Here is a 25939-nt window from a genome sequence, read left to right as displayed (position 1 = left end):
CGACCCGCTCGCGTGCGGCCCTGCTCGCTCCGCCATCGAACCGGTTGCGCGCGCACCGACAGAAATGCCGGCCCGCGCGTGCCCGCTCAATGCTTGATCGACACCGTCACCTTGGTACCGTCGCTCATCGTCACGGACTTCGACCCGCCGTTGGTCGAGATCGACACCCACTTCACCTGGCTCACCGACACGACATCGGGGCACTGCAGCGACTTGCCGCCGGCCGTCACGCTGCGCGTGCCCTTCGGCGCGGCCGCCTGGAAGCTCAACTGCACGTTGGCGACGCCCTTCGCATCGACCGACGGCGCGAGCCGCACCTGGGTCTGCCGCACCATCGCGCCGTTCGCGTCGCGCGGCAGGTTGTCGGCGTTCGGGCAGCCGTCCGGCATCGCGACCGCGCCGCTCGGCGGCACCGACTTCCAGTTGAAGTCGTCCGTCTCGCCCGAACGGATCTTGCGGGTCTCCTGCGTATTGCCGAAGGTCTTCGAGTCGACCTTGACGGTGTATTCGAGCTGTCCCGTACCGCCGCCCTTCAGGCTGCCCTTGACCGGCGGCGCCGCGAATACGCTCGCGCTGACGCACGCCGCCGCGAACACGACCGACCACGATGCGGCGACTGACAAGCTGCGTTGGCTCATGCTGACCTCCTTGTAATGCGGCGGCACGCGCGTGCCGCGCGGTTTTCGATGCATGATGCGTTGCCAGTCTACCGCCAAGCGCGTTGCAATGCGCCGCAAACGCATCGGGTGTTACCCCGCTTGCGTTCGCGGCGCCGCAACCTTACGCGCGCTGCCGCTCAGAAGCCGCTCAGCACGAGCTTGCCGATCGCGCGTCCGGCCTCGAGCATCCGGTGCGCGCGCCGCACGTTCTCGGCATTGATCGTGCCGAGCTGTTCGCCGAGCGTCGTACGCAGCGTGCCGCCATCGACGAGCCGCGCGACTTCGCCGAGGATCCGGTGCTGCTCGATCATGTCCGGCGTCTCGAACATCGCCCGCGTGAACATGAATTCCCAGTGAAACGCGGCGCTCTTCGCCTTCAGCAATTCGACCGGCACGGGCTTCCCGTTCTCGACGATCGTGCAGATGCCGCCCTGCGGCCGAATGACTTCCGCCGCGGCCGGGAAATGATGGTCGGTATCGTTGAAGATCAGCACGTAGTCGACGCTCGGATGGCCGGCCTCGCGCAACTGCGCCGGCAGGTCGCCGAAATGGTCGACCACCGCATCCGCACCGAGCGAGCGCACCCAGTCGGCCGACGCCGGCCGCGACGCGGTCGCGATCACGTGCAGCTTGCCGAGCGTCTTCGCGAGCTGGATCGCGATCGAGCCCACGCCGCCCGCGCCGCCGATGATCAGCACCGACTTGCCGGCGTCCGCGCCCTGCGGCGACACGCGCAACCGGTCGAACAGCGCTTCCCACGCGGTGAGCGCGGTGAGCGGCAGCGCGGCCGCCGCCGCGAAATCGAGCGTGCGCGGCTTCAGCGCGGCGATCCGTTCGTCGACCGCGTGGAATTCGCTGTTCGCGCCGGGCCGCGTGATGCTGCCCGCGTAGAACACTTCGTCGCCGGGCCGGAACAGCGTGACGTCGGCGCCGACCGCGACGACCGTGCCGGCCGCGTCCCAGCCGAGCACGCGCGGCGTCTCCTCGACCTGCGGCTTCGGCGCCCGCACCTTGGTGTCGACCGGGTTCACGGAAATCGCCTCGACCTTCACGAGCAGATCGCGCGGGCCCGGCACGGGTTGTGGCAGTTCGACGTCGAGCAACGCTTGCGGGTCGTCGATCGGCAGATAACGGGTGAGTCCAACGGCTTTCATCTCGATACTCCTTTCAGGGAATCCGGCAGGCTGCGGCGCAACCTCCATGCGTGCCATCGTAGGCAACCCGATCCTTCGAGAAAACCGCTATATTTCCTGAAACATTTTCAGGAATTTCAGAATAATGACGTCCGATCCGATTCCAGCGCCCGACAAGCCGCTCGACCTGCTCGATGTCGCGCTGTTCGTCCGCGCGGCGCTGCTGTCGAACGTCAGCGCGGCCGGGCGCGAATTCGGCGTGTCGGCCGCCGTTGCCAGCGCACGCATCGCGCAGCTCGAACGCCAGCTCGGCGCCCGGCTGCTGCACCGCACCACGCGCCGCATCAGCCTCACGCAGGACGGCGAAGTCTTCATGGCGCGCGCCGACGCGCTGCTGGCGGCCGCCGACGCCGCACGCGCGTCGGTGGGCCGCGGCCGCAGCGAGCCGTACGGGCGCTTGAAGGTGTCGATGTCGTCGTCGTTCGGCCGCCAGCACGTCGCGCCGGTGATTCCGGCGTTCCTGCGCCGCTACCCGTCCGTGTCGCTCGATCTGCGGCTGTCCGACGAGATCGTCGACCTGGTCGACGACGGCTACGACGTCGCGATCCGCCTCGGCGCGCTGAAGGATTCGACGCTCGTCGCGCGCAAGCTCGCCACGAACCGCCGCGTGCTGTGCTGCTCGCCCGCCTATCTCGCCGAACGCGGCACGCCGCGCCATCCGGCCGACCTGACGCAGCACGAGTGCGTGATCCTCGGCGACCAGCGCGACTGGTCGTTCGCGACGCCGCAGGGGCCGCTCACGGTGCGGGTCGGCGGCCGGCTGGTGGCGAGCAACGGCGAGGCGATCCGTGAAGCGCTCGTCGACGGCTTCGGGATCGCGATCAAGTCGACCTGGGACGTCGGCCCGCTGCTCGCGAGCGGCGCGCTCGTCAGCGTGCTCGACGACTATCCGTTCGCGGAAGACGTCGCGATCTGGGCCGTCTATCCGAGCCGCGCGCACGTGCCGCTGAAAACGCTCGCGTTCATCGCGTTCCTGGCCGAGCATTTCGGCGATCCGCCGTACTGGGATCGCGCGAACGGGTGACCCCGCTGCCGCGCACGGTTTCGTGCCGGCCCCGGCCGCCATGCGCGGCCAACCGGCTACAATGGCGCGTTCGCGACGCAATGGCCCGCCGCCGCACCGGGCCCGCGCTCGCAGGCGGCCGCCCGTGGGCCGCGCACGTCATTCATTCGTCTCCCAACCACTCGTCATGACCCACAATCTCGTCATCCAGAGTCTTGCGCCGCTGTCGGACGCCCATCACAAACCGCTGCTCGCGCTGTCGCGCGGCACCCGCATCGTGCAGACCGACGATCACGCGCTGCGCATCGAAAACGCGAGCCCGGCGCAGCGCCTCGACATCGACGCGTACTGCGGCACGCATGCGCTCGACTTCGGCTTCGTCGAGGCCGGCCGCACGCTCGGCGATTTCGGGCTCGCCGTGATGGACATGGATTCGACGCTGATCACGATCGAATGCATCGACGAAATCGCCGATTTCTGCGGGCTGAAAACGCAGGTCGCGGAGATCACCGAAGCGTCGATGCGCGGCGAGATCCGCGACTTCAACGAAAGCCTCACGCGCCGCGTCGCGCTGCTGGCCGGACTCGACGCGCACGCGCTCGAGCGCGTGTACGAAGAACGGCTGCAACTGTCGCCGGGCGCCGAGACGATGCTGGCCGGCGTGAAGGCCGCCGGCATGAAGACGCTGCTCGTGTCGGGCGGCTTCACGTTCTTCACCGAGCGGCTGAAGGCCCGCCTCGGCCTCGACTACGCACATGCGAACACGCTCGAGATCGTCGACGGCAAGCTCACCGGCAAGGTGCTCGGCGAGATCGTCAACGCCGACGTGAAAGCCCGCCTGCTGCGCGAGACGTGCGCGTCGCTCGGCCTCGAACCGCACCGCGCGATCGCGATGGGCGACGGCTCGAACGACCTGAAGATGATGGCCGAAGCCGGGCTGTCGGTCGCGTTCCACGCGAAGCCCGTCGTGCGCGATGCGGCGACGGTCGCGTTCGACCATGTCGGCCTCGACGGGCTGCTGCGACTGTTCTGATTTCGCGGCACCGTCAATGAAAAACGCCGGCGCGACAGAGCATCGCGCCGGCGTTTCGTTTTTGTGCCGGACGTGGCCGCCCTGCGATCAACCCAGTGCGGCCTGCATCGCACGCTCGATGTCCGCGCGCAGATCGCCTTCGTCTTCCAGACCGACGTAGAAACGCACCAGCGTGCCGCGATGCGGCCAGTCCGGACGCATCGACGCGACGTCGTAAGGCATCGCGAGGCTGCACGCGCCGCCCCAGCTCCAGCCGATCGCGAACAGCTCGAGCGACTCGACGAAACGGTCGACCTGCTCCGCGCTGTAGCGTTCGTCGAACACCACCGAGAACAGCCCGCCCGCGCCCGTGAAATCGCGCATGAACGACGCGTGCCCCGGGCAGTCGGCGATCTGCGGATGCAGCACCGTCGCAATCTCCGGCCGCGCCTTCAGCCATTGCGCGAGCGCGAGCGCGCTCTTGCTGTGCGCGTCGAAGCGCACCTGCATGCTCGGCAGGCTGCGCAGCACGAGCGAGCAATCGTCGACCGACACGCCGATCCCGCAGCGCATCCGTGCGAGCTTCAGCTTCGCATGCAGCTCCGCGTTCGCGGTGATCGTCGCCCCCATCAGCACGTCGCTGCCGCCCGACTGGTACTTGGTCAGCGCCTGCACCGAAATGTCCACGCCGTGCTCGAACGGCTTGAACGCGAGGCCCGCCGAAAAGGTGTTGTCGATCGCGGTGACGATGCCGCGCGCCTGCGCGGCCGCCGTGATCGCCTGCACGTCGGGCACTTCCATCGTCACCGAGCCGGGCGCCTCGATCCAGATCAGCCGCGTGTTCGGCTGGATCAGCTCGGCAATGCCGGCGCCGATCAGCGGATCGTAGAAGCGCGCGGTGATGCCGAAGTCCTTCGCGAGCCAGTTGCCGAAATCGGCGTTCGGGCCGTACACGTTATGCGGAATCAGCACGTCGTCGCCCGCTTTCACGATCCCGAAGTAGACGTTCATGATCGCCGCGAGGCCCGACGGCTGCAGCAGCGCGTGCGTGCCGCCCTCGATCTCGGCGAGCCGCTGCGCGAGCGCGAGCGACGTCGGCGTCGCGTGCAGCCCGTAGCGCCACTGGTTGTCGTTGTGCCAGACCAGCGCGCGCATCGTCGCGAGATCGGGGAACACGACCGTCGACGCGCGCGCAACCGGCGGCACGAACGAACGGAAGCCTTCCGGAATGACGTCGTCGGGTTGAACGATGCGGGTTTGCAGCGCGCGCTTGGGAGTGGATGCAGTCATGACGGGGAGCCGGGCACGAGGCCGTTCGGTTGCGGAATATGTCGTTAGAGTAGCCAAAATCGGCGCGCTTGGCCCGGTACAATGCGCGCCGCGCACACCGAGCCAGCGCGTGCTCAGTCGTCGGTACGCAGGTTGACGACGCCGCCTACCGTCTCGATTTCGTGCACGCGACCGTCGCGCACCTGCAGCGCCGCGCGCTTGCCCGGCGCCAGGCGCAGCACGACCGGCTGCGGGTCCGATTCGTCCGAGTTCATCCGGTCGGCCTTCAGGTCGCCCGTCGCGTCGAAGCGGCCGATCCACACGCCGGTGATGTTGGTGCCGTCGTTCGATTCCTCGATCTCCAGCGTATCGCCGTCGCGGTCGCCCGCGAGCAGCACGACCTCGCCCGTGTCGGCGAACTGATATTCGCCGTGCACGCCTTCCTCGTCCGTCTTCGGGCCGAGATGCACGACGATCGGCCGGTCGCCGAGCGTGCCTTCATAGCGCGGCAGGCGGGCGAACTCGGGATTCGGTTTCAGCGGCCGCGCCGGCGCCGGTTCATCCTGCTGCACGCCCGGCGCGACTGCCTGCGCGGCGACGCTCCCCGGCATCGCGATACCTGCGACCAGCGCGCCGGCGACGAGCGCCCGTTGCCATTCCCAATATCGACCCACGTTGTGTTGCTCCTTGCTTCAGATTCGCCCGACATCGCGGACGGCACCGGGTCGAGACCCGGTTCCTGCGTGACCGCGCAAGCCTGCGCGGCGAATGCGCCGGCCTGCGCGTGTCGCGTCAGCCCTGCATCAGGCGTTCCACCGCATCGCGACGCGGAATCGGCGCGACCGCGCCGTAACCGGTCGTCGACAGCGCCGCCGCCGCGTTCGCATAACGCGCGGCCGCGAACGGATCGTCGCCCGCGACGATCCGCGCGACGAATGCGCCGCCGAAGCAGTCGCCCGCACCGGTCGCGTCGACGGCCTCGACCGCGAAGCCCGGCACGACGCGCCGCTCGTTCGGCGTCGCGACATACGCGCCTTCCTTGCCGAGTTTCAGCGCGACGACCTGCGGCCCGTGTTCGAGCATCGCGTCGACGATCGCGTCGCGATCGTTCGCGCCCGTGAGCGCCGTGACGTCGTCCCAACTCGGCAGGCAGATGTCGGTCTGGCGCAGCGCCTCGCGCATCACCGCGCGAGCGCGCGGCAGCGGCCACAGCTTCAGGCGCAGGTTCGTGTCGAAGCTGACCTTCGCGCCGTGGCGACGCGCATGGTCGATCGCCGCGAACGCCGCATCGCACGCGGCCGTGCTGATCGCAAGACTGATCCCCGACAGGTGCACGGCCTTCGCGGCCGCCAGCGCGTCGAGCGGCAAGTCGCCTGTCGCATAGCGGCTCGCAGCCGACCCCGCGCGCAGATAGTCGAACTGATGGCCGTCGGCGCCGTGCGTGACGAAATACACGCCGGTCGGCGCCGCGCGGTCGATTCGCACGTACGTCGTGTCGACCTGCTCCGACGCCCACATGTCGGCGAGCAGGCGGCCGAACGGATCGTCGCCGATCGCCGACACGAAGCCCGTCGATGCGCCCTGGCGCGCCGCCGCGATGCAGAAGTTCGACGTGTCGCCGCCGAAGCCCTGCAGGAATTCAGGGCGTCCCGGCTGCGACTGGTTGAATTCGATCATCGCCTCGCCGAGCGCGAGGATCTCCGGAAATACCGCGGCCATCGCTTACACCTCGCCCCACAGATCGTGGCCGTCGGCGCCCGTGATCTTCACGGACACGAAATCGCCGACCTTGTAGCGCTTCGATGCCTTCGCCGCCGGTTCGACGTAGACGACACCGTCGATCTCCGGCGCATCGGCTGCCGTACGGCCGATGCCGCCTTCCTCGCCGACTTCGTCGATCAGCACCTTGAGCGTCTTGCCGACCTTGCGCTGCATGCGGTTCGCCGACACTTCCTCGGCGACTTCCATGAAGCGTGCACGGCGTTCCTCGCGAACCTCGTCCGGCAGCGCGCCGTCCAGGTCGTTCGCGGTCGCGCCTTCGACCGGCGAATACGCGAAACAGCCGACGCGATCGAGTTCCGCTTCGCGGACGAAGTCGAGCAGCGTTTCGAACTGCTCTTCCGTCTCGCCGGGGAAACCCGCGATGAACGTGCTGCGGATCGTCAGGTCCGGGCAGATCTCGCGCCATTTCTGCACGCGCTCGAGCACCTTCTCCGCGTTCGCGGGACGCTTCATGCGCTTCAGCACTTCGGGGTGCGCGTGCTGGAACGGCACGTCGAGATACGGCAGTACGTGGCCCTTGAACGGACCTTCCGCCATCAGCGGAATCACTTCGTCGACGCTCGGATACGGATACACGTAGTGCAGACGCACCCACGCACCGTACTGCGCGGCGAGTTCGCCGAGCGCGGCGACCAGGTCGGTCATGCGCGTCTTGATCGGCTTGCCGTTCCAGAAGCCCGTGCGGTACTTCACGTCGACGCCGTACGCGCTCGTGTCCTGCGAGATCACGAGCAGTTCCTTCACGCCCGACTTGAACAGGTTCTCGGCTTCCAGCATCACTTCGGCGACCGGGCGCGACACGAGGTCGCCGCGCATCGACGGGATGATGCAGAACGTGCAACGGTGATTGCAGCCTTCGGAGATCTTCAGGTATGCGTAGTGACGCGGCGTGAGCTTGATGCCGGCCGCAGGGACGAGGTCGACGAACGGATCGTGCGGCTTCGGCAGGTGCGAATGCACGGCCTGCATCACTTCGCCCACCGCGTGCGGGCCGGTGACCGCGAGCACCTTCGGGTGGACTTCCTCGATCAGGTTCGAGCCGCTCGCGCTCGACTTCGCGCCGAGGCAGCCGGTGACGATCACCTTGCCGTTCTCGGTCAGCGCCTCGCCGATCGCGTCGAGGCTTTCCTGCACGGCTTCGTCGATGAAGCCGCAGGTGTTCACGACGACGAGGTCGGCGCCGTCGTAGGTGCCGGAGATTTCATAACCTTCGGCGCGCAGTTGCGTGATGATTTGTTCGGAATCGACGAGCGCTTTCGGGCACCCGAGGGATACCATACCTATACGCGGCGCCGGGGAATGAGCCGGTGATTTCTGTTGAGACATCTGGAGTGTGGGGCGTGGCAGCAAAAGCGAGAGTTTACAGCTATTTACGGTTCAGCGACCCAAAACAAGCGGCCGGAGGCAGCGTCGATCGGCAGCTCGAGTACGCCGCCCGCTGGGCGGCCGACAACGAGATGGAGCTTGATGCGTCCCTATCACTTCGGGACGAAGGGCTGTCGGCGTACCACCAGCGCCACGTGCGGCAAGGCGCGCTCGGCGTATTCCTACGTGCTGTCGAAGACGGCCAGGTGCCGGCCGGCTCGGTGCTGATCGTTGAGGGTCTTGATCGCTTGAGCCGCGCCGAACCGCTGCAGGCGCAGGCGCAGCTCGCTCAGATCGTGAACGCCGGCATCACCGTTGTGACGGCCAGCGATGGCCGCGAGTACAACCGCGAGCGCCTCAAGGCGCAGCCGATGGACCTCGTATACAGCCTGCTGGTCATGATCCGGGCACACGAGGAATCCGACACGAAGAGCAAGCGCGTGAAGGCCGCGATCCGCCGGCAGTGCCAGGGCTGGATCGCGGGCACCTGGCGGGCGCCGATCCGCGTCGGAAAGGATCCGCATTGGGTGCGGGAAACGGAAGCTGGAGGGTTCGAACTAGCCGACGACCGAGCGGCCGCTGTTCGCGTCGTCATCGAAATGTTCAAGCAGGGTCACGGCGCAGTCAGGATCGTGCGGGAGCTCGCCGACCGCGGGCTCAAGATAACGGACAGCGGCCGCGCGGCGTCGAGCCATATCTACCGGCTGCTGGCAAACCGGATGCTGATCGGCGAGAAGTCCGTCGAGCTGGATGGGGAAACGTTTCGGCTTGAGGGTTACTACCCGGCCCTGCTGACGCCGGCCGAATTCGCGGACCTGCGATACCTGGCCGAGCAGCGCGGCCGGCGCAAGGGCAAGGGAGAAATCCCTGGGGTCGTAACGGGACTTGGCATCACCTACTGCGGCTACTGCGGCGCCGCGATCGTCGCGCAGAACATCATGGGCCGCCGGCGGGCCGCCGACGGACGCCCATACCCCGGCCACCGCCGGCTGCACTGCGTCACGTACAGCCAGAGCGCCGGGTGCAAGGTCAGCGGAAGTTGCAGCGTCGTACCGGTCGAACGCGCCCTGATGCTGTATTGCTCAGACCAGATAAATCTGACGCGACTATTAGAGGGCGATACTGGAACCGCGTCGATGGCCGCGCGACTGGCGAGCGCGCGGCAACGCGTTGCCGAGCTCGAGGCACAAGTCCAGCGCGTCACTGACGCGCTACTGCTTGACGACGGCGAGGCACCGGCCGCCGTGTTGCGCCGCGTTCGCGAGCTCGAGAGTCAGCTCGCGAACGAGCGCCGCGACGTCGATTCGTTTGAGCATCAACTCACCGCGTCCGCATCCAACGCTGTGCCGGCGGCTGCCGAAGCATGGCGCGAACTGGTGAACGGTGTTGAGCAGCTCGACTACGACGCTCGGATGTTGGCCCGCCAACTGGTTGCCGATACATTCTCAAGAATAGTCATCTACCAGTCAGGCTTTCGCCCGGACGAAAATGACGGAAGCATCGGATTACTGCTTATTGCTAAGCGTGGCTCAACAAGGATGTTGCATATCGATCGGAAGACCGGTGAATGGCGCTCAGCGGAAGAGCACGATCACACTCTGTCTTAGGAATACGCTAAACTCAGGCATCGAGACCATTCCGCCAGAGACCATTAGAAATAATGAAAGAACTATTTCATGGGTACTACGACCCAACGAGCGAAGAGCTGCAAGACCTTTGGGGCACTGCAATTTTTGTATTTGATACAAATACACTACTAAATCTTTACCGGTACTCAGACTCGACGCGGGACAATTTCTTAAATTTGATCCATAAATTAAATGAAAATGTCTCAATTCCACACCAAGTTGCAAAAGAATTTTTTGCAAACAGATTTAATGTTATATTTGAGCAAGTTAGCGCATACAAAGATCTCCACAAAGAGATAAGTGCCGCCGAAGAACAACTAAGAAAATCAGTTCAAAAGCTGAGAAGACACCCCACTTTAGATAAAGATGAGGTCCAACGAAAAGTCGATTCAGCTTTTTCCTCACTACAAGGCGAAATAAAAACTCTCGAAGAAAAACACCCAGACCTTACGCAGTTTGACAGCGTCCTGGACAAACTAACTTCGATTCTTTCCGATAAGTTGCGCGCGCCTGCGAGTGAGGCAGACCAGAAAACCAATGAGAAGTGGGCAGAAGAAAGATTTAACAAAGGCATTCCACCAGGCACTGCCGATAAAAATAAAACTGGCGACAAAAATTTGGGCGACGGCCTAATTTGGCGCGAGATTCTCGATCTTGCCAAGGAGACTTCTCGACCTATAGTGTTTGTGACAGATGACGTCAAAGATGATTGGTGGTTACGCATCAATGGAAGAACAATCGGGCCACTACCGGAGCTTCGTCAGGAATTCTATTTGATAGCCAAACAGCGCTTCCATATGTATCGGACCGAGCAGTTTATTAAATACGGTAGCGAGCACTTTCAACTTAGAGTTGCCGACGAAATATTAGATGAAGCTGCATTTGTTCGAGAGTTAACGAAAGAATCGCACACCCCGAAATTAATTGACAACGGAAACCATCACATCAACACCATCAACCTTCATGAGCACTACAGGTCGCTCATGGAAGAGCAGCAAGCAATTCAAAATGTCATAAAATCCAAAAATATCACAAAAAATCTTTCCAAAGACCTAAGATCTAGGCTATCAAATATAGAAATCGCTATAAACGAGGCCACAAGAAATTTGCGAACAGCTCAAACACAAAGAACTTCCTCAATATCGAAATGGCGCGTCAATCCAATTATTGCCCAAGAGTATTACGAAGCTGAGGACGAGCTCTATCCGCTGAGCGACGAGACACAAATCGATGTAACTGAAAGTGAACTTAACCTAATGCTCGAATCCGGATCGCCCGTTTGGATCGAACGACTCAAAGGATTTTACTCATTCATTGATTATTTTTCGTAAAGGCATAGGCGCGACTACCATTTCGTTAGCCGGATAGAGCTGCAACATGGCACGGGCCGCCTCGACGTTCGACGTCGTCAACCATTCCTCCCAGTCGTCGGGCCGAAGGATGACGACCGACCGCTTCTCGTCACCGGGCCGGTGCATGTGCTTCATAATGGGGTGGTCATCTCCGTTCACCGTGATCATCGCCATGGTGTGCTGCTCGGTGCCGTCCGGCCGCTGCAGCGTGCGCCAGATGCCGGCGACACACAACGGCCGCCAGCCGGCCAGCCCAATCCGGTATCGGATGTGCTTCCCCGTCTCCCAGTTCGGCTCGTAGATCCATTTCGCCGGAATCAGGCAGCGGCGCCCGGCGCGCCACGCCGGCCCGTACAGTGGCGACTTCCCGAGGTTGTCGTCGCGCACGTTCATCGTGCTGCGGATGATCGGCGGCTTCTTGCCCTGCTCCTTCGCCTTCTCGACGTTGGCCTTCTGGAGTGCGCGCGGCCAGAAGCCGAAGTTGGCGATCAGCGGCTTGAACTGCCCGTCTACATAGCCGACGATTGGTGCGTCATAGTCTTGATAGATTTCGGGCTTCCACGGCGTCCAGCGGTACAGGTCGCGGAAGCTGTCGATCTTGAGCTCGCTCAGGCCCGGATCCTCGCCAGGCGCGACGTAGTTCGTGCACATCGCCGTCCCCAATTTTCGATCTTGACGGCCCTATCTTACTCCGGGATACACTGTGTTTTTATACAGTGTTTCTGCCGTGATCAAGCCACAGTGGGCCTACATCTGGGAGTACGGATTCCAAGGCGAGAAGACGCGCCTGAGGACCCCGATCGAGCTCACGAAACGCGAATTTGAGTTCTGGATCGACAAGGACCCGCGGTCGGTGTTCCTCGGTACATCCGCACCGATCGAGGCGACCAGGATCGATCGCAACCGCGTTCCTCTGACGGATCCACGGTTCAAACTGCGGCCGGAGGTGCCTGAATTTGACGCGCCAACCGACGCCGAGCTGCGCGCGCTATGGCGGGAGTACACCGACCTTCAGGTGCGGTGGCTGATCCTCGAAATCCGTGCGCTACGGAAGTCGCTCGAGCGCATCGAGGATTGGTACCTCTACACCGACAAGAACGTCGCGAACAAAGGCGACCTCGCTGGCGCGCAGGGTCAGTTGTATCGGCTGATGCATCTGCTGCGCGAGGAGATGAGGCGGGCCGGGATGCGGTAATGCCTAGTGGGCGATCACGGCCGCCGGAACTTGCGCCATCGCGGATGCTGCTCGAAGAAACGGTCGTCGACGAACGCGAAAAACGGCAAAACGGATGAGTCTGTCTCCGAGATCTCACGATCAGCGATCGTGGGGCTGGCATCGATATGCACCGACGCCGACCATCCGTTGACCTCGTTGACGAAGTCATAGACCTCGAGAAACGGGATGCGAAACGAGGTGACTGGCATAAGACCCTCCTTTCGGAATGGCATCGATGCATCATCGCTCGTTTCGTCAGACGTGAAAAGCCCCGCTCGGGACCTACCGACGCACCTGTGGCATTCTGGGCGTTCGTCGGACGTGGAGATCGACATGCACACAATTGCGGAAGAATTCAGCGATTCCGACGACGACTGGTTCGGCTTCGCCTCGGCGCAAGACCGGAAGGACGGCCATTCGCTGCGGGCGTACCTGCTGCGCTACGCAGACCGCATCCCGGAACACCATGTCGTCGTGAACGTCGAACTCGTGCTACGCACGCAGCATCCGCCTCGCGGCGTCCGCCCTCCGTACCTGATCGTCACCCACTTCGATCCGGGGCACTCGACTGACTTGCCGCTCACATGGAAGCGCAACGTCGAGGAACTCAAATTCGATTCCAAGACCACGTACGTCGAATGCGGATACGACATTTTCGACTCGTTCAGCGACGTCACGATGGACCTGACCGCGCGCGGGTTCTACCTCGAGCCGATCAACTAGCCCCTACCGCTCCCGGCACCGCCGGCGGTCACGTTGGCCGCTCGACTAAGCTCATCCGCCAGTCCCCGCCGAATTCGAACATCGGGGCCTCAACCATATCGACACCCCAGAAGTTCGTGAACGGCTTGATGTCCGGCATGCAATACCAGTGCGCACGTCCGTCGGCATCCATGGCCCACCAGCGAGCGGTCTTCGGGGCCACTTTCCAGTCGATCTCAGGTTTGCCCATGACAGCCTCCGTCACCCAGACGACGGAAGTCTAGTAGATCAACGTATCGGCGTCAGCGCGTCGTAGTCGCGCTCGCACTGCTGGCCGGCGATGCGGGCACGGTCAGCGTACTCTGCCAGCTCGCCCGCGCGCTGGTCAGCGCGGCCGAGCACGTCGGCAAGCAGATCGAGGGCGTCGCCGGTTGCCGGGCCTCCGGCGGTAGCGGCGGGATGGCGGGCGGCGGCGACGAGTTGGTCGACGCGCTGCTGCAAGCTGCCAGCGGCAGCACGAGCAGCAAAAGCATCCGCAAGCGCGGCAGTGCGTTGTTGGTTCGCATCGTTTGCGATCTCCGATTGCGCCGCGGTGCGGCGTTGTTCTTCCGTGCGCGCGGCCGCGACGGCGTCGAGCTGCGCCTTCTGCGCCGCGGCGGTCGTCGTACGCACGCCGTCTGCGTGCCCCTTGAAGTAACCGCCGGCCAGGCCGACGATGGCCGCCACGATGACGGCGAGCCAGACACGAGGATCGAACCAGGTCATTTCCGCTCCTTCGCATGCAGCTGCTTCAGCTCGTCCGGCGAGTAGACGAAGCCCGGCAGCAGGAACGCCTGCACGCTCCAGACCGGATCGCTTTCTTCGTGCCGGCCGTGATCCTTGCCCCGGTGATGGAGCGCGCACAGCAGCAGTTGGTTGTAGGTTGAGTCGACGAACGCCTCCGGCCGGGCTGGATCGAACGCCTCCCAGTCAAATCCCTGCGTCAGCTTGATCACGTCCCAGATCGGATGCTGAAGCGGGATCGGCACGATGCGCCGCAGCTTGTGGCTGAACATCGTGTCGACCTGATTCAGCGCGACGCCGCGGATCCACTTCCAGTCGATCGCATGTGAGAACGCCCACTCGAAGAACCGGTGATGAGACTCGACGGCCTGGTCGTCGCCGCAGACGGCGCAGACGTAGCCGCCGGCCGCCTTCATCACGCGCTTGCTCGCGCGGAACGTCGGCGATTCGGTGCGCGGCTCGTGATCGGGGTAGAAGACGTCCTCGGCGAGCGTGCGCCGCGTTTCGTGGGTTTTCGTGGTCGTCATAGGTCGCGCTCGCAAAGTGCACGCTCTTCGGCGCGCCGCTCCACCAGGCCGGGCAGCACGCGGCCGCCGGCCGTCACCCACTGCTGCTTGCCGCTGTCCGATTCATTCATCGCGCGGCACGCGCCCTTCCATTCGCCGGCGTTGAACCGCTTCGCCGTCGTGCTGCCGCAGTAGGCGCCCGCGCCGACGTTGTAGGCGAAGCTGATCGCGGCGGCGAGCTGGAACTTGTGCCCCTTCAGACCGGGCGTGCACTTCAGCACCGGCTCGGCGTGCTCGATCAGCAGTTGCTCGAGGCGCGCGCGGCACTCGGCGGGGGTGAAGCGCTGGCCGGCGCGCACGTTCTTCGTGTCACCGTAGCAGGCCGTGATGATCCCGATCGGGTCCGGCCGAGCGACGAGCTCGAGTCCCTCGAACTTCGGAACGATGGAAAAAAGAAGGGCTGCCGTAGCAGCCCCCACAACGCCCGCCAGTGTCTTCTTCGGTACGTTAGCCATCGAGCAATGCCCTCTTCCCTTTGTTCTTGACCAGGTAGTACGCCTGCAGCCCGATGTACGCGATCGTCGCGACGGCTACCCACCAGTTGATGTCGTGGCCGGTCAGCCACAGCCAGAAGTTGCTTCCCACCGCCGGCGCCGCCTTGGCAGCGCTCACCGCGAGATCGTTCTTCATGGAGTCCCCGAAATGAAAAAGCCGCCCGAAGGCGGCGGCGAAGTGTTTTTGTCTCTCGAACAGTTAATTCGGAACTGCCGGCCAAACGACGTCGGCCGGGAAGCCTTTCTGGGCCGGGATGTCACGGAGCGACTGACGATAGGTTTTCCACGCGCCCCACTGCGTATCGCCGAGCGTGCCAGCGTCGGCTTGCCGGACGGCGACCCAGTCACACGCGGAAAGCGCGGCATTTCGTTTCGCCCGCACAACTGTAGCCGTCTGTGGTGCCCCTTCCGGGTACTGCGCGAAAAGCGTCTCGCCGAGACTGTCGATCGTATCGATTTTCGTCGGAACACCGCCCAACGCGAGCCAATCGACAAATTCAGAGTCGTTGGCATCCAGGAACCGTGCGTTTCGGCTTGACCATACCTGCGTGTCATCGCCCCCGACAGTCCAATACCAATTCGTGACGTCGAAAAACATAGCCTCCCCCTTAACCTTCCAGCAATAAAAAAAAGCCGCTAGCGCGGCTTTTTCAAAAATATAGAGTCCTGCTATTGCGGCCCGAATGCGCCGCCGTTATCGTGGGATCCCGTAGTCAAAGCAGGAAATGCACCGTTTATGCCCTGATGTTGAAGCCTGGCAATTTCTTCCTTCAGACGTTGATTCTCGCTCCTCATGGATTCGAGCTCTCGGCCGGCTGCGCCAACGAGAGCATGGGCCTTAGACACCTCGTCAGCGGCCTGCAAATTCATCCGTTGGATTGCGACGACCTCACGATGCATATCGTCTACGCGCTTCCGCAGCCCAGCTTGACCGCTGCGGTCGTAGTACGGATGTTCATTGAATACGTCGACAGTAAACCCGAAGAATTCGACGGAGCGTTTCGACAGCGCCATCGGGAATGACGCGCGTAGGTTAGACGCATATGCGGCCGCTTCTCTCTTGCCCGTAGCAAGATAGAGTTTGTTCGCAGACAGTGCGAACGGAACAAGCTTCCCGCCCTCGCTGAAGTACTTCACGAGGCCGGTAATAACGCCAGTCCAATCAGGGTTCAGAATATCATCGAGCACGACGATTCCGCCATCGACGAGCCGCTTCTCAGACAAGTGCAGGTCGCTGCAAGTGATGGGCCCGGTATGACCTCCATCAACTGAGATCATGCGAAACGATGTCGACGTGAAGTCCGTCCCTTCGAGATCCAGACTGGATTCCTGGATGACGATGACCTTCGCATGCGTCGCGAACTTGCGGACATTCTCTTCGAAAATTACTCGGTCACCCTTCCCCGACCGATCAACGTTCTTGTGTTGGTCGTCGAAGATGTCGACAGCATATGCGGCTTCGTCTGGGGCGATCAGATTTGCTAACAGGATGAATAGCTTCCCATGATGCACACCGATCTCGGCGACATTTCCGCTCAGCCCCATGCGCAGTTGATGCGCGGACAGATGTGCGATGATTGAAGCTGAGCATGGCGTGAGCCATCCTTGAACCTCCGCCATGCCCTGTTCGAGATAGCGCGACGCGCCATCAAGAAACACTACCCTCGTTTGCATCTTCGTTCTCCCCCGAATCTATCCCGGTTTGATCCGTGGGAGTATAAATCATCAGATGTAAATGCCGCCCGTGTTTGTGGAGCCTGCAGCATTTCCTGGAAAGTAGCTCGCACCTCCGCTGTTCGAGTTCACCATGCTGTTCGATTGCGAGATGTAGCGGCTACCAGTTGCTGAGCCGCTGAAGGTGACGGAACCGGCGTTGATCTGAGACAAACCGTTCGCCTGAGCGAAGGCCGTACTAAATGCGGGCGTCCCAGACAGCGTGACGGTGACTCCGGAATTGATACCGAGAGCCCCCGCGTTCGCTGCGTTAAGATGTGAGCCGCTCGAACCTGACACCGTGTAATTGCCGGTCGCCTGAATTTGGCCGTATGCATTAGCAAGCATGTGAGAGCCTGCGGACGCACCGTGCGTTACACCAGCACCTTGGATCAAGATAGAGCCAGCGCCGCTCGACTGAGCGGTCGACGCACCAGAATTGTTGTTGATCAGCGTCCACGGTCCCGAGTACGTGAATTGCGCACCTCCCGTCGCATAGAAGCAGGCTACACCGCTCGTATTGGTAATGGTCGCCGCGCCAGTGGCAACGAACTGCACCGAGGATGCTGAAATGCTCCCGACAACAGCCCCGATCCCTGCCACTGGCGCGTAGCTTCCAGCAGCGACGTTCACAGTCGCGACGAATCCCGCGACGTCGTAATTGCTCTGGATGGTGTTCCAGGCTTTCTGAAGCGTCGCCCATGCGCTCGTCGACGTCGTGCCGTTGTTGCTATCGCTCCCCGTCGAAGCGTTGACGTAAAAGTTCGTGTTCTGCGTGAGGCGAACGCGGGCCGGCGCGAGCGCCGAAGTTCCGATCGCTGCGACGCTCGCCTCTTGCGAGTATAAGGAAGGCAGTGAACCTTGCTCGATCTTGATCCGACGAATCACGATGCCGAACGCAGAAGCGGAAATGCCCACATACGTCCAGTAGGCTTGCACATTCGACGTACCTGCCGGGGTAGTTCCAGTCAATGCATAGCGTTGCAACGGTGTTCCGTTTGCCACCGTCTGACTTGCTACGTTGGAGATAAATCCACCGCTCGCGTTGTACGCCGCAAGCGTCAGAACCAAACTCCCAGCTGTTGCGAAATTCGCCACATCGACCGAGTACGTGACGGCGACGTTCGGACCAACCTGCGCCAGTGGCGAGCCGATGTAACCACCTGCGTTAGTCATGGCGGCCGTGTTTGCAAAGAATGTCCCGATGCCCCCCGTCTGATCTACCTGCTGCGAAAACGCCGGCCCGGGTGCCATCGCCCAACCGGCGGTACCGAATTCTCCCGACCCGTTGAACAGCAGGTTAGGATTGTTGACGCCGTTGACCTTTCCTGCCGAACTGACTCCTGCCGCAATCTGGTTCCAATACCACGCCGTCGTCGCGATTGAGGTGCTGTTATCGAACTGCGGGGCCGTGATCCCCGCCGCGTTGATCGCTGCCTGAAGGTTCGCCAACAGCGTCGCCGTGGTGCCGTCGTCGACGGCGTTTTGACCGGAAAAGTTCGCAGTGAACTGCGCAAGCACGGCGGCCATGATCGAGCTCTGACGCCACACCTTGTTGAGCTGCGCCGACAGCGCAGTGCCAGACTGAAATCCCGACAGGCGCGCCGCGAGCGCTGCGTAAGTCGCCTGGTCGATGACGTTCGGCGAGCTGCCCCCACCAAACACGAGAAAGTCGTTCGTTGCCATCAATGCTCCGAGCATAAAAAAAAGCCACCCGAAGGTGGCTTGCAGACAAATGTGATTGGCGGTTAGACGGGCCTGCTCCAGGCTCCGACGTCGAACCCGGCCACGAGCTGATTGCTCATGTCGAATCCGAACAGGGGGGATCCGTCGATGGTCGTGACGATCGTGTAATTGACCCGAACACCCTCAGGTTTCAGCGGGATGTATCCGCCGGAAAGCAGTGCAAGGAACGTCGCCGGCGGAACCTTTCCCGCAATGCCGATCGTCATCGACATGTCCTGGTGGTCCTCGATGAACACGTGCGTGTCCGTGTCGAAGATGCTGTTCAGGATCGCCGCGCTCTGTTCGAGCGTCCCGTCCCAGTGGTTCGCGCCGATCTTCGCGCGGATGACGAGCCGGTACGTGTCGTCGTCGAGCACCGTGAGCCCCGTATCCGGATCGAACGGCCCCTTCCACGTGCCTTGGTCGAAGCCAAGGCCCGCGATGTCGAACGAGAAATAGATGCCCGTCAGCGGCGTGCGGATCTTCCGCGACACGCCGACCCACACGCCGATCGTGTCGAGCTGGTCACCCACTGCGACGTCCAAGTCGAATTTCCCGGGCATGCTATCGATCAGGTTCATCTGGTCGACGAGCGGCTGCACCAGTGTCGACACCACCGCCATGAACCGCGGTTTGTCGCTGTGCTCGGACGTGATCAGCGCGGTGTATTCGGTCTGGTCAGCCATCAGGTCACCACCAGCGTCACGTTCGCCGGCGTGCACGACGCCGCCTCATTGAACAGCAGCGCGACATCCGGCGTGCCGGCGCCACGCGGCCCAGTGAGCGTCAGGCCAGACAGCTTGAACGTCACCCCACCGCCGACGCTGTTCGCTGCGGTCAGGGCGTCCCCCCATTCGACGCTGCCAGATAGGCCGCCGCCGATCTGCACGCCGTTGATGTAGTCCGACACAGCCCGCTGAATCTGCTGGCCCGCCTGGCTGGTGTAGCCGGTGAGCGCTTTGATCGTGACGGTGGCGCCAGTCGGCGCACCAACCGGCCGGAAGAAGTTGATCGTGATCGGTCGGCCGTAGATGTCCGTGACGACGATCGACGTCGTGCCGAACGTTCCAGCGCCTGGCGTCTTCTTCGCTGCGATCGCATTCGCGATCGCCGTCGCGTCGCCACCCTCGACGACGAGCGAAATTGAGTGCGACGGGATGCCGTTGGCGTCGGTCGCGCTCGTATCGTTTTCGTAGGCGACGTACCGCGTGACGCCTGGCACGTTCGCCACTGCGCCGATGATGCCGTCGAGCACGGTGAGCGACGGCAGCGCCGTCGACACCGTCTGCCGTTGACGCAGCGCTGCGTCGGATTCGACTGGCGCCCCCTCGGCCGCATCCGCCGGATTCGTCACCGACTGCCAGCCGAGCGCCGGCGTCGCGATCTGGTTGATCGTGCCCGCGCGCGCAGATATGTCACCGATGGTCGCGCACGTCGCCGTGACGGTAATCGTGCCGCTAGGCGGGATCGTCACCGTGGCCGGCAGCATCCACTGCACACCGTTCGCGTCCTTCGCCGCGCCGTTCGTGATCGTCTTGCCAGCCTGCCCGACCAGTACCAGGTCGGCGCTCGAGTACGATGCGACCTTCCGCGCGATGCCGTTGATCTTGACGTTGCTCGACAGCGCGTCGCCCTGTGCCGTCGCGGGGCTGAAGGATCGGTAGATCGCGATCGCCACCGAATTGACATCGCTGATCGCCTTCGCGAACACGCCGAGCAGTTGGCCGTCCTGGCTGTCCGGCTCCAGGTACGTGTCGGCGCCATAGATCGAGCGGAACTGATCCTGCAGAAACGCGAACACGTCCGCGTACGTCGGCGCGGTGATGCCGTTCGCGTCGATAGTGGGTGCAAGGGTCGTGATAGTCACAATGTCGCCTGTACGGTGGTGGTGCCGTAGATGGTGTTGATCGTCGCGGTGACGGTCAGTACGCGCGTCTCGGGATCGGCCGTGCTCGAGTAGCTTGTGAGCTCAGTCACGCCCTGCGTGCCGAGGATGCACGTCCGAATCGCGGCGTCGTACTTGCCGCTCGTGTACTTGCCGAGTACGTCGGTCGCCCACGCCATGCCGGCCGTCGTATCCAGAAACCATTCGCCGCGCAACAGGCGCAGGCGCGTCAGCACGGCCTGCGCGACCGTCTCCGGCGTGTTCACGAGGAAGTCGGCCGCGCCCCCGCCGAAGACGTAGTCGCCGTCAGCGTCAAGTATTCGGTATCGCATGGGAATCTCAGTTGACTGGGCCTGTGTTGCCGCCCTGCGCATCCGGGTGCGTATGCGTGTCGTCGACGCGTTTGCCGTTCGCCGTGATCTGGCCGACCACGTTGAGGATGCCGTTGAACACCGCGGCGGCACCGCTCGCCGCGCTGCCGACCATCCCACCGACGAACGTCAGCAGCCCGGTGATCGTCACGGCCGCCGAGAACGTCGACAGCGGCGCGACGACGTCGAAACCGCCCGGCGCGACGATCTTGACCTTCTGCAGCGTCGGGTTCAGGTCGATGTACGTCGCGCCGTCGTCGCTGCGCAGCTGCGTCGACGTGCCGCTGACACCGGAGAGCGCGCGCGGCCGCGATCGAAAGCCGAGCAGCACGAACCCGTCCGACAGGTCGTGCATACGCAGCTCGGCTTGCTCCTGCACGCCGCCCGACTGCCACCAGGCGTCGATGCAGCGCGAGGCGAACACGACGAGGCACTCGTCGCCCGGCGCCACCGGGAACGTCAACGTACAATTTCCGCCAGCTGGGAATTGGACTGGGCAGTCGACCAGCAGCGGCAGCGCGACGCTCTGGATCGTGCCGTCGATGCCGCGCACCTGCGCCTTGATCGCCGGCTGCACGCTGCACGTCGGCGGCCGGTCGGCGGCGCTTTCGAACGACTGGATGATGCCGGGCAATGCTGTCCAGATGCCCGCTCGCACGCCGTCGAACGCTTCACGCAAGGCGACCTCCGGGTCGCCTACCCTTTCACGTCGATCCATGGGATGAAAATGAAGAAGCTGCTGTTGATCGCCGCGCTGCTCGCGCCGCTCACCGCCGTCGCTGACGATGCCTATGTGTACCCGTTCGCCGGCATGAAAGTCGGCGCGACGGTCGAGAACGAATTCCCGACCATCCTGTACACGACGAAGAAGTGCGACCTGCCGCTCGCGAACGCGAAGAACATGCGGCGATACGAGTCATACCGCGGCGTGTGGGACATCGGCTGCTGGGGCGAGACGATCGACGGCGACGCCGTGATCATCGTGCCGAAGATGCCGACGAAGTCGATGCCGCTCAACGTGCTTGCGCGCGCCGACGTGAAGCGCAACGGCGAAAGCACGACGATGACCATCAAGGCACTGCCGACGTACGGCCACTAACCGAACCGCTTGATCACGTCGGCGGACGGCACCGCCGCCTTGTCCTTAAATGAGTCGGGCAGCACGGTGACGTCGGCCGCGAGACAGATCACGCTCGTGTACCACTCTTCGCCGCGCGTATCGCCGCTCACCTCCGCGAGCATCACGTAATAGAAGCCATCGTCCTGCAGCTTCGCCTGCATCTCGATCCGCTCGTTTTCGGCCTGCTGGCCGACATTCAGGCTGTACTCGTATTGCTGGATGCTCGCGTTGTCGAGCCAAATCAGCCGCCCGATCTTCACGCTCGGGTTCAGCAGCATCTTCACCTCGATGCCGTTCGCTGTCTGCTGCGGCAGGCCGACCATGCCAGTCGCTGAAGTGATCACGGGGATCTCGCCCGGCATGTACGCGGTCTCCGGCACCAGCACGACTTTCCCATCCTGGATGCTCCAGACTGTCTGGGTAGTCTTCGCGATACCGCGCAGAAAATCGCGCGCCATCCCGAACATCACCTTGCCGCGCGGCAGGGGGTTCGATGTCACCTCCGGCATGTAGCCAAGCGACACGCCATACGAGCCCATGGCCGCCGTCGCGACGGACACGTGGTCGCTCGCCACCGAGCCGGCCGATAGCGTCGTGTTGACCACGGCGAAGTTGTACGCCGAGTCGCCGTCCGCCGCGGTGATGTCGAGGAACGTATCGGTCTGGCTCTCGCGCCCGCGCCGCACCTGCTTGATCTGCCCGTCGAAGATGATCCCGTAGTTGCCCTCGTAGCCGGCCTGCAGGACGACGCGCGTGAATTCCTTCTGCGCGCGCCGCGCCGTCGTCGCGGACACGTTGTAGACCCGGATCCGCGCCGAGTTCGGCGTCTGCAGGTCGCCCCGCTGCACGCGGAACACGATACGCAGCTCGGACAGATCGAGCGAATCGCCGCTATCGAAGCCGATGACCAGCGATACCTTCCGGCCGAACTGCTGAATGCTCATTGATCCGTCACCCAGAAAACGTGCGATCCAATGCCGAGATCCTCGTACGTCGGAACGTCGTCCGGATCAGCGGCGCCCTGCACCCATAGCCGCCCTTGGAACCCCAGGTGCTTGTACTGGCCAAGCAGGTCGATGCCGGTCACCAACGGGAGGCCGGACACCAGCGGGTTGTCCTGCGCGTCCGCGACGTCGAGCACCCACCCCGCGCCGCCGGCCTTGCGGTACTGGACGGTCAGACGGTAGTCGGTCCCGCTAAGCGTGACCGTGAAGCGCTCGGGGCGCGGCGAAAACGGAATCTCGAAGAAGCTCGGCATCACATACTCCCCGGCGGTACCGCGCCGCCCGGCGCTGGCGTCGCCGGCATGGCGGCCTTCGTACCACCGTTGCCGGTCTCGGCCGTCGATGCCGGGTCGGCCTGATTCTCGCGCGGCGGCAGCTTCGTCACCTGCGTCGACACGATGCGGATCTGCTTGAGCGTCGCCGTCAGGATCAGCGCGCTCGACGTCTTCGCGTCCACCGTGAGCCGCAGCCCCTGCATAAGCATGTTCTGGTAGGTGCGGCGGCTCGTGGTGACGTCGAACGGCGTGCGCGCCTGCTGCAGCGCCAGCAACTGCGAGTAGATAGCGTTGATGTACTGCGCCGACGGCAGGCCGCCGCCGTCGAACGTCGCCTCCGCCGCGCCGAGCAGCGCTTCGTAGTCGGCGTTGCTCCAGCCGCAGCGCATCGCAAGGTCCGGCTGCCGCTTAAACGCGTGATCGGTGATCTCCGCGCCCTTCTCGACCGGGTGCTCGGTGATCGTCAGCTCGTCGTTGTAGACCTCTTCGATCGCGACCTGCACCGTGATGCTGCCGATCTTCTTCGGCGAGATCATGATCATGTCGAGGATCACGAGATCACCCCCTGTAGATTGCGCACCATATCTGCATTCACCGCGCGCTGCTCGCGCTCGACCGCGCGACCGGCCGCCGACGGATCGCTAGCGCCGGTCACATGGATCTGCGTGGACTGGTGCAGCTCGACCTTCGCCGCGCCGGCGCGCGCTGCCGGTTGCGCGACCAGCGCGGCCGGCGGCTGGTAAGTTGCGCGAGTATTTCGCAGCGCGGCCGCCATCTCAGCGGCTGTGATGCTCGCACGGTTGTTGCCCTTGCCAGCGTAGTAGCTGCGACCGGTATCCGGGTCTGCGACGCTCGCCCACTCGCGCGACGCCGCGCGCAGAGCGCCGCGCAGGTCGTCGCTACGCCCTTCGACGTACTCGGCGATCGCACGGCGCTTGTTGCGCACGAGGTACTGCTCGAAGATCCGGTCCTGCAGCTTCCGGTCGAACATCTCGGACCCGTTCAGCTTCAACCCGCGCGCAGCCTCGGCCAGTGTGCTGCCGATGATCTGGTATCGGCCCGCCGCGTTGAACTGTCCCGCGCGCTGCGCGGCCATGACCTGCGCCAGCGTCATGCCTTCGAGGTTCTCAGTGCCGGCACGGTAGCCGCCGCGCGCGCCGCGGTTCACGCTGTTGTAATCGCCTTCTCCGCGCGCGATCAGCTTTCCGAACGCCGTATCCGCAAGCTGGCCGAGACGGCCGGCGAGGCTGCTGTCGTCCCGAGCAGCAACGCGCTCGATCCGCGGCGCCGGGTTCTGCGCATTTGAAGCCAGCGGCGCCGGTACCGGCACCTTTTCGTCATACCGCACCGGGTTGGGCTCCGGGGCAACCGTTGAGGGCAGCGCGGGAGGCCGCGACTGTTCGGCCCGCTCAGGCGTCAGCTTCGCGCCGCCCCCATCCTTCACACTGTCGATTTCCTCCTGCGTGTAGCCGCCGGTCGCTTCCAAACCGCGCCGATCCTTACCGGTCAGCACGTCCCAGAGCGAGCGGTACTTTCCGCCAGACAATTGCGTGATCAAGCCGTCGACCTTGTCGCGCAGCGCGTCGCCGATCCTCCAACCCGCAAACGCAGCTCCGACGGCGGCCACAGCCGTCGCGAGGCTGCCGAGCACGGAAAGCAATCCGCCACCCGCTGCGGATGCGGCAGTCGTGGCCGCGCCGGCCGCGCGCAGTGCCGCGACCATCTTCCAGATGCCGCCAGCGATGCGAAACACGCCGAGGGCATTCAGTGCTACACCAAGCAGCAAGATTTTCGTGGACCAGCCGTCCGTGCCCCGATCGAGCTCGACGAACTTTTCCGCAAGCCACGCCAGCGGCGGCCCCATCGCCGCGGCCGCCTTCACGACCGCGTTGGCGATGTCCGTGATCCGGTTCGCGATCTCGTCGCCGTGCTCATCCATCCAACGCTGGAACCGTTCGAGCTGCGGCCCGATCTTCTGCAGCATCGCGCCCTCGACGCGGATGCCGAGGTTCTCGAACGACGTGCCGAGTCCGCGCAGCTGCGTCATGAAGCGGTGCGAGTCGTCGGCCGCCTTGTCCAGGCCAGTCGACTTCGACATCTCGCGGTACTGCGCGAGGAGCTTCTCGAAGTCCCCGTTGCGCATCGCGAGCATCAGGTTCTCGTCGATGCCGAGAATGTTGCCGTACTGACTGGCAAGCCAGGTCGGCTTGTTCGCGAGCGACTTCCCGAGGTCAGACATGATGTCGACCGTGTCGCGCAGCTCGCCGTTTGCGTTCCGCGTCTGCACGCCGAGCGTCGCGAGATAGCCCTCGCCCGCCGGGTTGTTGCGCAGGAAGCGCGCAAGGTTCTCGATCGTGCCAGTGGCCGCCTCCGCCGAGACGCCCATGTTGCGCGCGGCGAACTCGAAGCCGCGCAAGTTGGTCGCCGACGCGCCGGTGCGCTGCGACACGAAATACAGGCGCTCGAGCTTCGACGCGAATGCAGCGACGCCCGCGCTCACCGTGAGCGCCGCGCCGGACACCGTGGCGATCAGCTGCTTGACGCCCTTCGTCGTGCCTTCGACGCCTTCCTTGAAGTTCTTCAGGCCCTTCTCGTCGACCTTGAAGCCGAGCGCGACCAGGAACTCGCGGATGACGACCGAATCAGCCATTTTCTCTTTCCATCTTGCGGCGGTACGCCGCTTCGTTGTCCGCCCGGACGGCGAGTGAATCGTTCATGAGCGCGACGTCGGCCAGGCTGAGCGTTCCGTCGAGAAGCGACTCGTACCGGCACATCTGCGCGTGCACGGGCGCGAGCAGCCAATCCTCTCCGCCGGGCAGCGT

At 63.8% G+C, this 25939-nt stretch carries 32 protein-coding genes; 7 read left to right on the top strand and 25 right to left on the bottom strand.

Annotated features, from left to right (window positions below):
* Window positions 1-86: 86 nt before the first annotated feature.
* Window positions 87-638 (bottom strand): DUF6013 family protein, encoded by a 552-nt coding sequence (locus H0X95_RS21430; RefSeq protein ID WP_034178470.1) that lies wholly within the window; start codon window positions 636-638, stop codon window positions 87-89.
* 158 nt (window positions 639-796) lie between these two features.
* Window positions 797-1813: a zinc-binding alcohol dehydrogenase family protein gene (locus tag H0X95_RS21425; RefSeq protein WP_034201719.1), complete on the bottom strand. Its 1017-nt coding sequence runs from the start codon at window positions 1811-1813 to the stop codon at window positions 797-799.
* 124 nt (window positions 1814-1937) lie between these two features.
* Between H0X95_RS21425 and H0X95_RS21420 the strand changes: the two genes are divergently transcribed.
* Window positions 1938-2876, top strand: coding sequence for a LysR family transcriptional regulator (locus H0X95_RS21420; protein WP_006485262.1), 939 nt, complete (start codon window positions 1938-1940; stop codon window positions 2874-2876).
* Between the two features lie 166 nt (window positions 2877-3042).
* Window positions 3043-3888: a phosphoserine phosphatase SerB gene (gene serB, locus H0X95_RS21415; RefSeq protein ID WP_012492650.1), complete on the top strand. Its 846-nt coding sequence runs from the start codon at window positions 3043-3045 to the stop codon at window positions 3886-3888.
* Between the two features lie 87 nt (window positions 3889-3975).
* On the opposite strand, the gene H0X95_RS21410 is transcribed toward serB, so the two are convergent.
* The 4 genes from H0X95_RS21410 to rimO all read right to left on the bottom strand — a co-directional run bounded on the left by H0X95_RS21410 (window position 3976) and on the right by rimO (window position 8244).
* The gene (locus tag H0X95_RS21410; protein WP_006497182.1) at window positions 3976-5157 is read right to left on the bottom strand and encodes a cystathionine beta-lyase; all 1182 of its coding nucleotides are present in this window, start codon (window positions 5155-5157) and stop codon (window positions 3976-3978) included.
* Window positions 5158-5270: 113 nt separating this feature from the next.
* On the bottom strand, window positions 5271-5810 hold the full coding sequence (locus H0X95_RS21405; RefSeq protein WP_048986474.1) for a hypothetical protein: 540 nt from the start codon (window positions 5808-5810) through the stop codon (window positions 5271-5273).
* Between the two features lie 118 nt (window positions 5811-5928).
* Window positions 5929-6855 (bottom strand): sugar kinase, encoded by a 927-nt coding sequence (locus H0X95_RS21400; protein ID WP_006485268.1) that lies wholly within the window; start codon window positions 6853-6855, stop codon window positions 5929-5931.
* Between the two features lie 3 nt (window positions 6856-6858).
* Window positions 6859-8244, bottom strand: a complete 1386-nt coding sequence (rimO, locus tag H0X95_RS21395) for a 30S ribosomal protein S12 methylthiotransferase RimO (protein ID WP_196446215.1) — start codon at window positions 8242-8244, stop codon at window positions 6859-6861.
* A 14-nt stretch (window positions 8245-8258) separates the two neighbouring features.
* On the opposite strand from rimO, the gene H0X95_RS21390 reads away from it, so the two are divergent.
* Together H0X95_RS21390 and H0X95_RS21385 are read left to right on the top strand one after the other, a co-directional pair.
* Window positions 8259-9890: a recombinase family protein gene (locus H0X95_RS21390; protein ID WP_196446214.1), complete on the top strand. Its 1632-nt coding sequence runs from the start codon at window positions 8259-8261 to the stop codon at window positions 9888-9890.
* Between the two features lie 53 nt (window positions 9891-9943).
* The gene (locus H0X95_RS21385) at window positions 9944-11242 is read left to right on the top strand and encodes a PIN domain-containing protein (RefSeq protein WP_196446213.1); all 1299 of its coding nucleotides are present in this window, start codon (window positions 9944-9946) and stop codon (window positions 11240-11242) included.
* Here the strand turns inward: H0X95_RS21385 and H0X95_RS21380 are convergent.
* Window positions 11219-11914 (bottom strand): SOS response-associated peptidase family protein, encoded by a 696-nt coding sequence (locus tag H0X95_RS21380; protein ID WP_196446212.1) that lies wholly within the window; start codon window positions 11912-11914, stop codon window positions 11219-11221. The two genes, H0X95_RS21385 and H0X95_RS21380, sit on opposite strands and share 24 nt — an antisense overlap.
* A gap of 52 nt (window positions 11915-11966) precedes the next feature.
* On the opposite strand from H0X95_RS21380, the gene H0X95_RS21375 reads away from it, so the two are divergent.
* Window positions 11967-12458: a hypothetical protein gene (locus H0X95_RS21375; RefSeq protein WP_196446211.1), complete on the top strand. Its 492-nt coding sequence runs from the start codon at window positions 11967-11969 to the stop codon at window positions 12456-12458.
* 14 nt (window positions 12459-12472) lie between these two features.
* On the opposite strand, the gene H0X95_RS21370 is transcribed toward H0X95_RS21375, so the two are convergent.
* On the bottom strand, window positions 12473-12688 hold the full coding sequence (locus H0X95_RS21370; protein WP_034174105.1) for a hypothetical protein: 216 nt from the start codon (window positions 12686-12688) through the stop codon (window positions 12473-12475).
* Window positions 12689-12812: 124 nt separating this feature from the next.
* Here H0X95_RS21370 and H0X95_RS21365 point away from each other — a divergent pair, with 124 nt between their 5' ends.
* Complete coding sequence (locus tag H0X95_RS21365; protein WP_196446210.1) at window positions 12813-13202, top strand: hypothetical protein; 390 nt, start codon at window positions 12813-12815, stop codon at window positions 13200-13202.
* 28 nt (window positions 13203-13230) lie between these two features.
* Here the strand turns inward: H0X95_RS21365 and H0X95_RS21360 are convergent, their stop codons facing one another.
* The 12 genes from H0X95_RS21360 to H0X95_RS21305 all read right to left on the bottom strand — a co-directional run bounded on the left by H0X95_RS21360 (window position 13231) and on the right by H0X95_RS21305 (window position 21436).
* The gene (locus H0X95_RS21360; protein ID WP_196446209.1) at window positions 13231-13431 is read right to left on the bottom strand and encodes a hypothetical protein; all 201 of its coding nucleotides are present in this window, start codon (window positions 13429-13431) and stop codon (window positions 13231-13233) included.
* A 38-nt stretch (window positions 13432-13469) separates the two neighbouring features.
* Complete coding sequence (locus H0X95_RS21355) at window positions 13470-13946, bottom strand: DUF2514 family protein (protein WP_196446208.1); 477 nt, start codon at window positions 13944-13946, stop codon at window positions 13470-13472.
* The gene (locus H0X95_RS21350) at window positions 13943-14491 is read right to left on the bottom strand and encodes a hypothetical protein (protein WP_196446207.1); all 549 of its coding nucleotides are present in this window, start codon (window positions 14489-14491) and stop codon (window positions 13943-13945) included. Before H0X95_RS21350 ends, H0X95_RS21355 begins: the two co-directional genes overlap by 4 nt.
* A complete protein-coding gene (locus tag H0X95_RS21345) occupies window positions 14488-14985 on the bottom strand; it encodes a lysozyme (RefSeq protein WP_196446206.1) in 498 nt (165 codons plus the stop codon). The genes H0X95_RS21350 and H0X95_RS21345 overlap by 4 nt, the downstream gene beginning before the upstream one ends.
* Window positions 14978-15160, bottom strand: coding sequence for a hypothetical protein (locus H0X95_RS21340; RefSeq protein ID WP_006495243.1), 183 nt, complete (start codon window positions 15158-15160; stop codon window positions 14978-14980). Before H0X95_RS21340 ends, H0X95_RS21345 begins: the two co-directional genes overlap by 8 nt.
* 63 nt (window positions 15161-15223) lie before the next feature.
* Complete coding sequence (locus tag H0X95_RS21335) at window positions 15224-15622, bottom strand: tail fiber assembly protein (RefSeq protein WP_196446205.1); 399 nt, start codon at window positions 15620-15622, stop codon at window positions 15224-15226.
* A gap of 71 nt (window positions 15623-15693) precedes the next feature.
* Window positions 15694-16698: a class I SAM-dependent methyltransferase gene (locus H0X95_RS21330; RefSeq protein WP_196446204.1), complete on the bottom strand. Its 1005-nt coding sequence runs from the start codon at window positions 16696-16698 to the stop codon at window positions 15694-15696.
* 51 nt (window positions 16699-16749) lie between these two features.
* Window positions 16750-18423: a hypothetical protein gene (locus tag H0X95_RS21325; RefSeq protein ID WP_196446203.1), complete on the bottom strand. Its 1674-nt coding sequence runs from the start codon at window positions 18421-18423 to the stop codon at window positions 16750-16752.
* A 62-nt stretch (window positions 18424-18485) separates the two neighbouring features.
* A complete protein-coding gene (locus H0X95_RS21320; RefSeq protein ID WP_196446202.1) occupies window positions 18486-19148 on the bottom strand; it encodes a DUF2612 domain-containing protein in 663 nt (220 codons plus the stop codon).
* On the bottom strand, window positions 19148-20329 hold the full coding sequence (locus H0X95_RS21315; protein WP_196446201.1) for a baseplate J/gp47 family protein: 1182 nt from the start codon (window positions 20327-20329) through the stop codon (window positions 19148-19150). The genes H0X95_RS21320 and H0X95_RS21315 overlap by 1 nt, the downstream gene beginning before the upstream one ends.
* Window positions 20326-20679, bottom strand: a complete 354-nt coding sequence (locus tag H0X95_RS21310) for a hypothetical protein (protein WP_196446200.1) — start codon at window positions 20677-20679, stop codon at window positions 20326-20328. Before H0X95_RS21310 ends, H0X95_RS21315 begins: the two co-directional genes overlap by 4 nt.
* 7 nt (window positions 20680-20686) lie before the next feature.
* Window positions 20687-21436, bottom strand: coding sequence for a Gp138 family membrane-puncturing spike protein (locus tag H0X95_RS21305; RefSeq protein ID WP_196446199.1), 750 nt, complete (start codon window positions 21434-21436; stop codon window positions 20687-20689).
* Between the two features lie 3 nt (window positions 21437-21439).
* On the opposite strand from H0X95_RS21305, the gene H0X95_RS21300 reads away from it, so the two are divergent.
* Window positions 21440-21817: a hypothetical protein gene (locus H0X95_RS21300; protein ID WP_196446198.1), complete on the top strand. Its 378-nt coding sequence runs from the start codon at window positions 21440-21442 to the stop codon at window positions 21815-21817.
* Here the strand turns inward: H0X95_RS21300 and H0X95_RS21295 are convergent.
* The 5 genes from H0X95_RS21295 to H0X95_RS21275 are packed head-to-tail and all read right to left on the bottom strand — an operon-like array spanning window position 21814 to window position 25903.
* Window positions 21814-22782, bottom strand: coding sequence for a phage protein (locus tag H0X95_RS21295; RefSeq protein ID WP_196446197.1), 969 nt, complete (start codon window positions 22780-22782; stop codon window positions 21814-21816). The two genes, H0X95_RS21300 and H0X95_RS21295, sit on opposite strands and share 4 nt — an antisense overlap.
* Entirely contained in the window at window positions 22779-23096 is a 318-nt protein-coding gene (locus tag H0X95_RS21290) for a phage baseplate plug family protein (RefSeq protein ID WP_034201702.1), read from the bottom strand. Before H0X95_RS21290 ends, H0X95_RS21295 begins: the two co-directional genes overlap by 4 nt.
* Window positions 23096-23671 (bottom strand): phage baseplate protein, encoded by a 576-nt coding sequence (locus tag H0X95_RS21285; RefSeq protein WP_196446196.1) that lies wholly within the window; start codon window positions 23669-23671, stop codon window positions 23096-23098. The genes H0X95_RS21290 and H0X95_RS21285 overlap by 1 nt, the downstream gene beginning before the upstream one ends.
* Window positions 23668-25767: a mannosyl-glycoprotein endo-beta-N-acetylglucosamidase gene (locus tag H0X95_RS21280; RefSeq protein WP_196446195.1), complete on the bottom strand. Its 2100-nt coding sequence runs from the start codon at window positions 25765-25767 to the stop codon at window positions 23668-23670. Before H0X95_RS21280 ends, H0X95_RS21285 begins: the two co-directional genes overlap by 4 nt.
* The gene (locus H0X95_RS21275; protein ID WP_164531129.1) at window positions 25760-25903 is read right to left on the bottom strand and encodes a DUF6889 family protein; all 144 of its coding nucleotides are present in this window, start codon (window positions 25901-25903) and stop codon (window positions 25760-25762) included. Before H0X95_RS21275 ends, H0X95_RS21280 begins: the two co-directional genes overlap by 8 nt.
* Between the last annotated feature and the right edge of the window lie 36 nt (window positions 25904-25939).

Origin of the sequence: Burkholderia sp. 9779_493, assembly GCF_015712215.1 — a bacterium.
In the GTDB taxonomy this organism is placed as follows: domain Bacteria; phylum Pseudomonadota; class Gammaproteobacteria; order Burkholderiales; family Burkholderiaceae; genus Burkholderia; species Burkholderia cenocepacia.
This window is presented reverse-complemented; position numbering and strand designations above follow the sequence as displayed.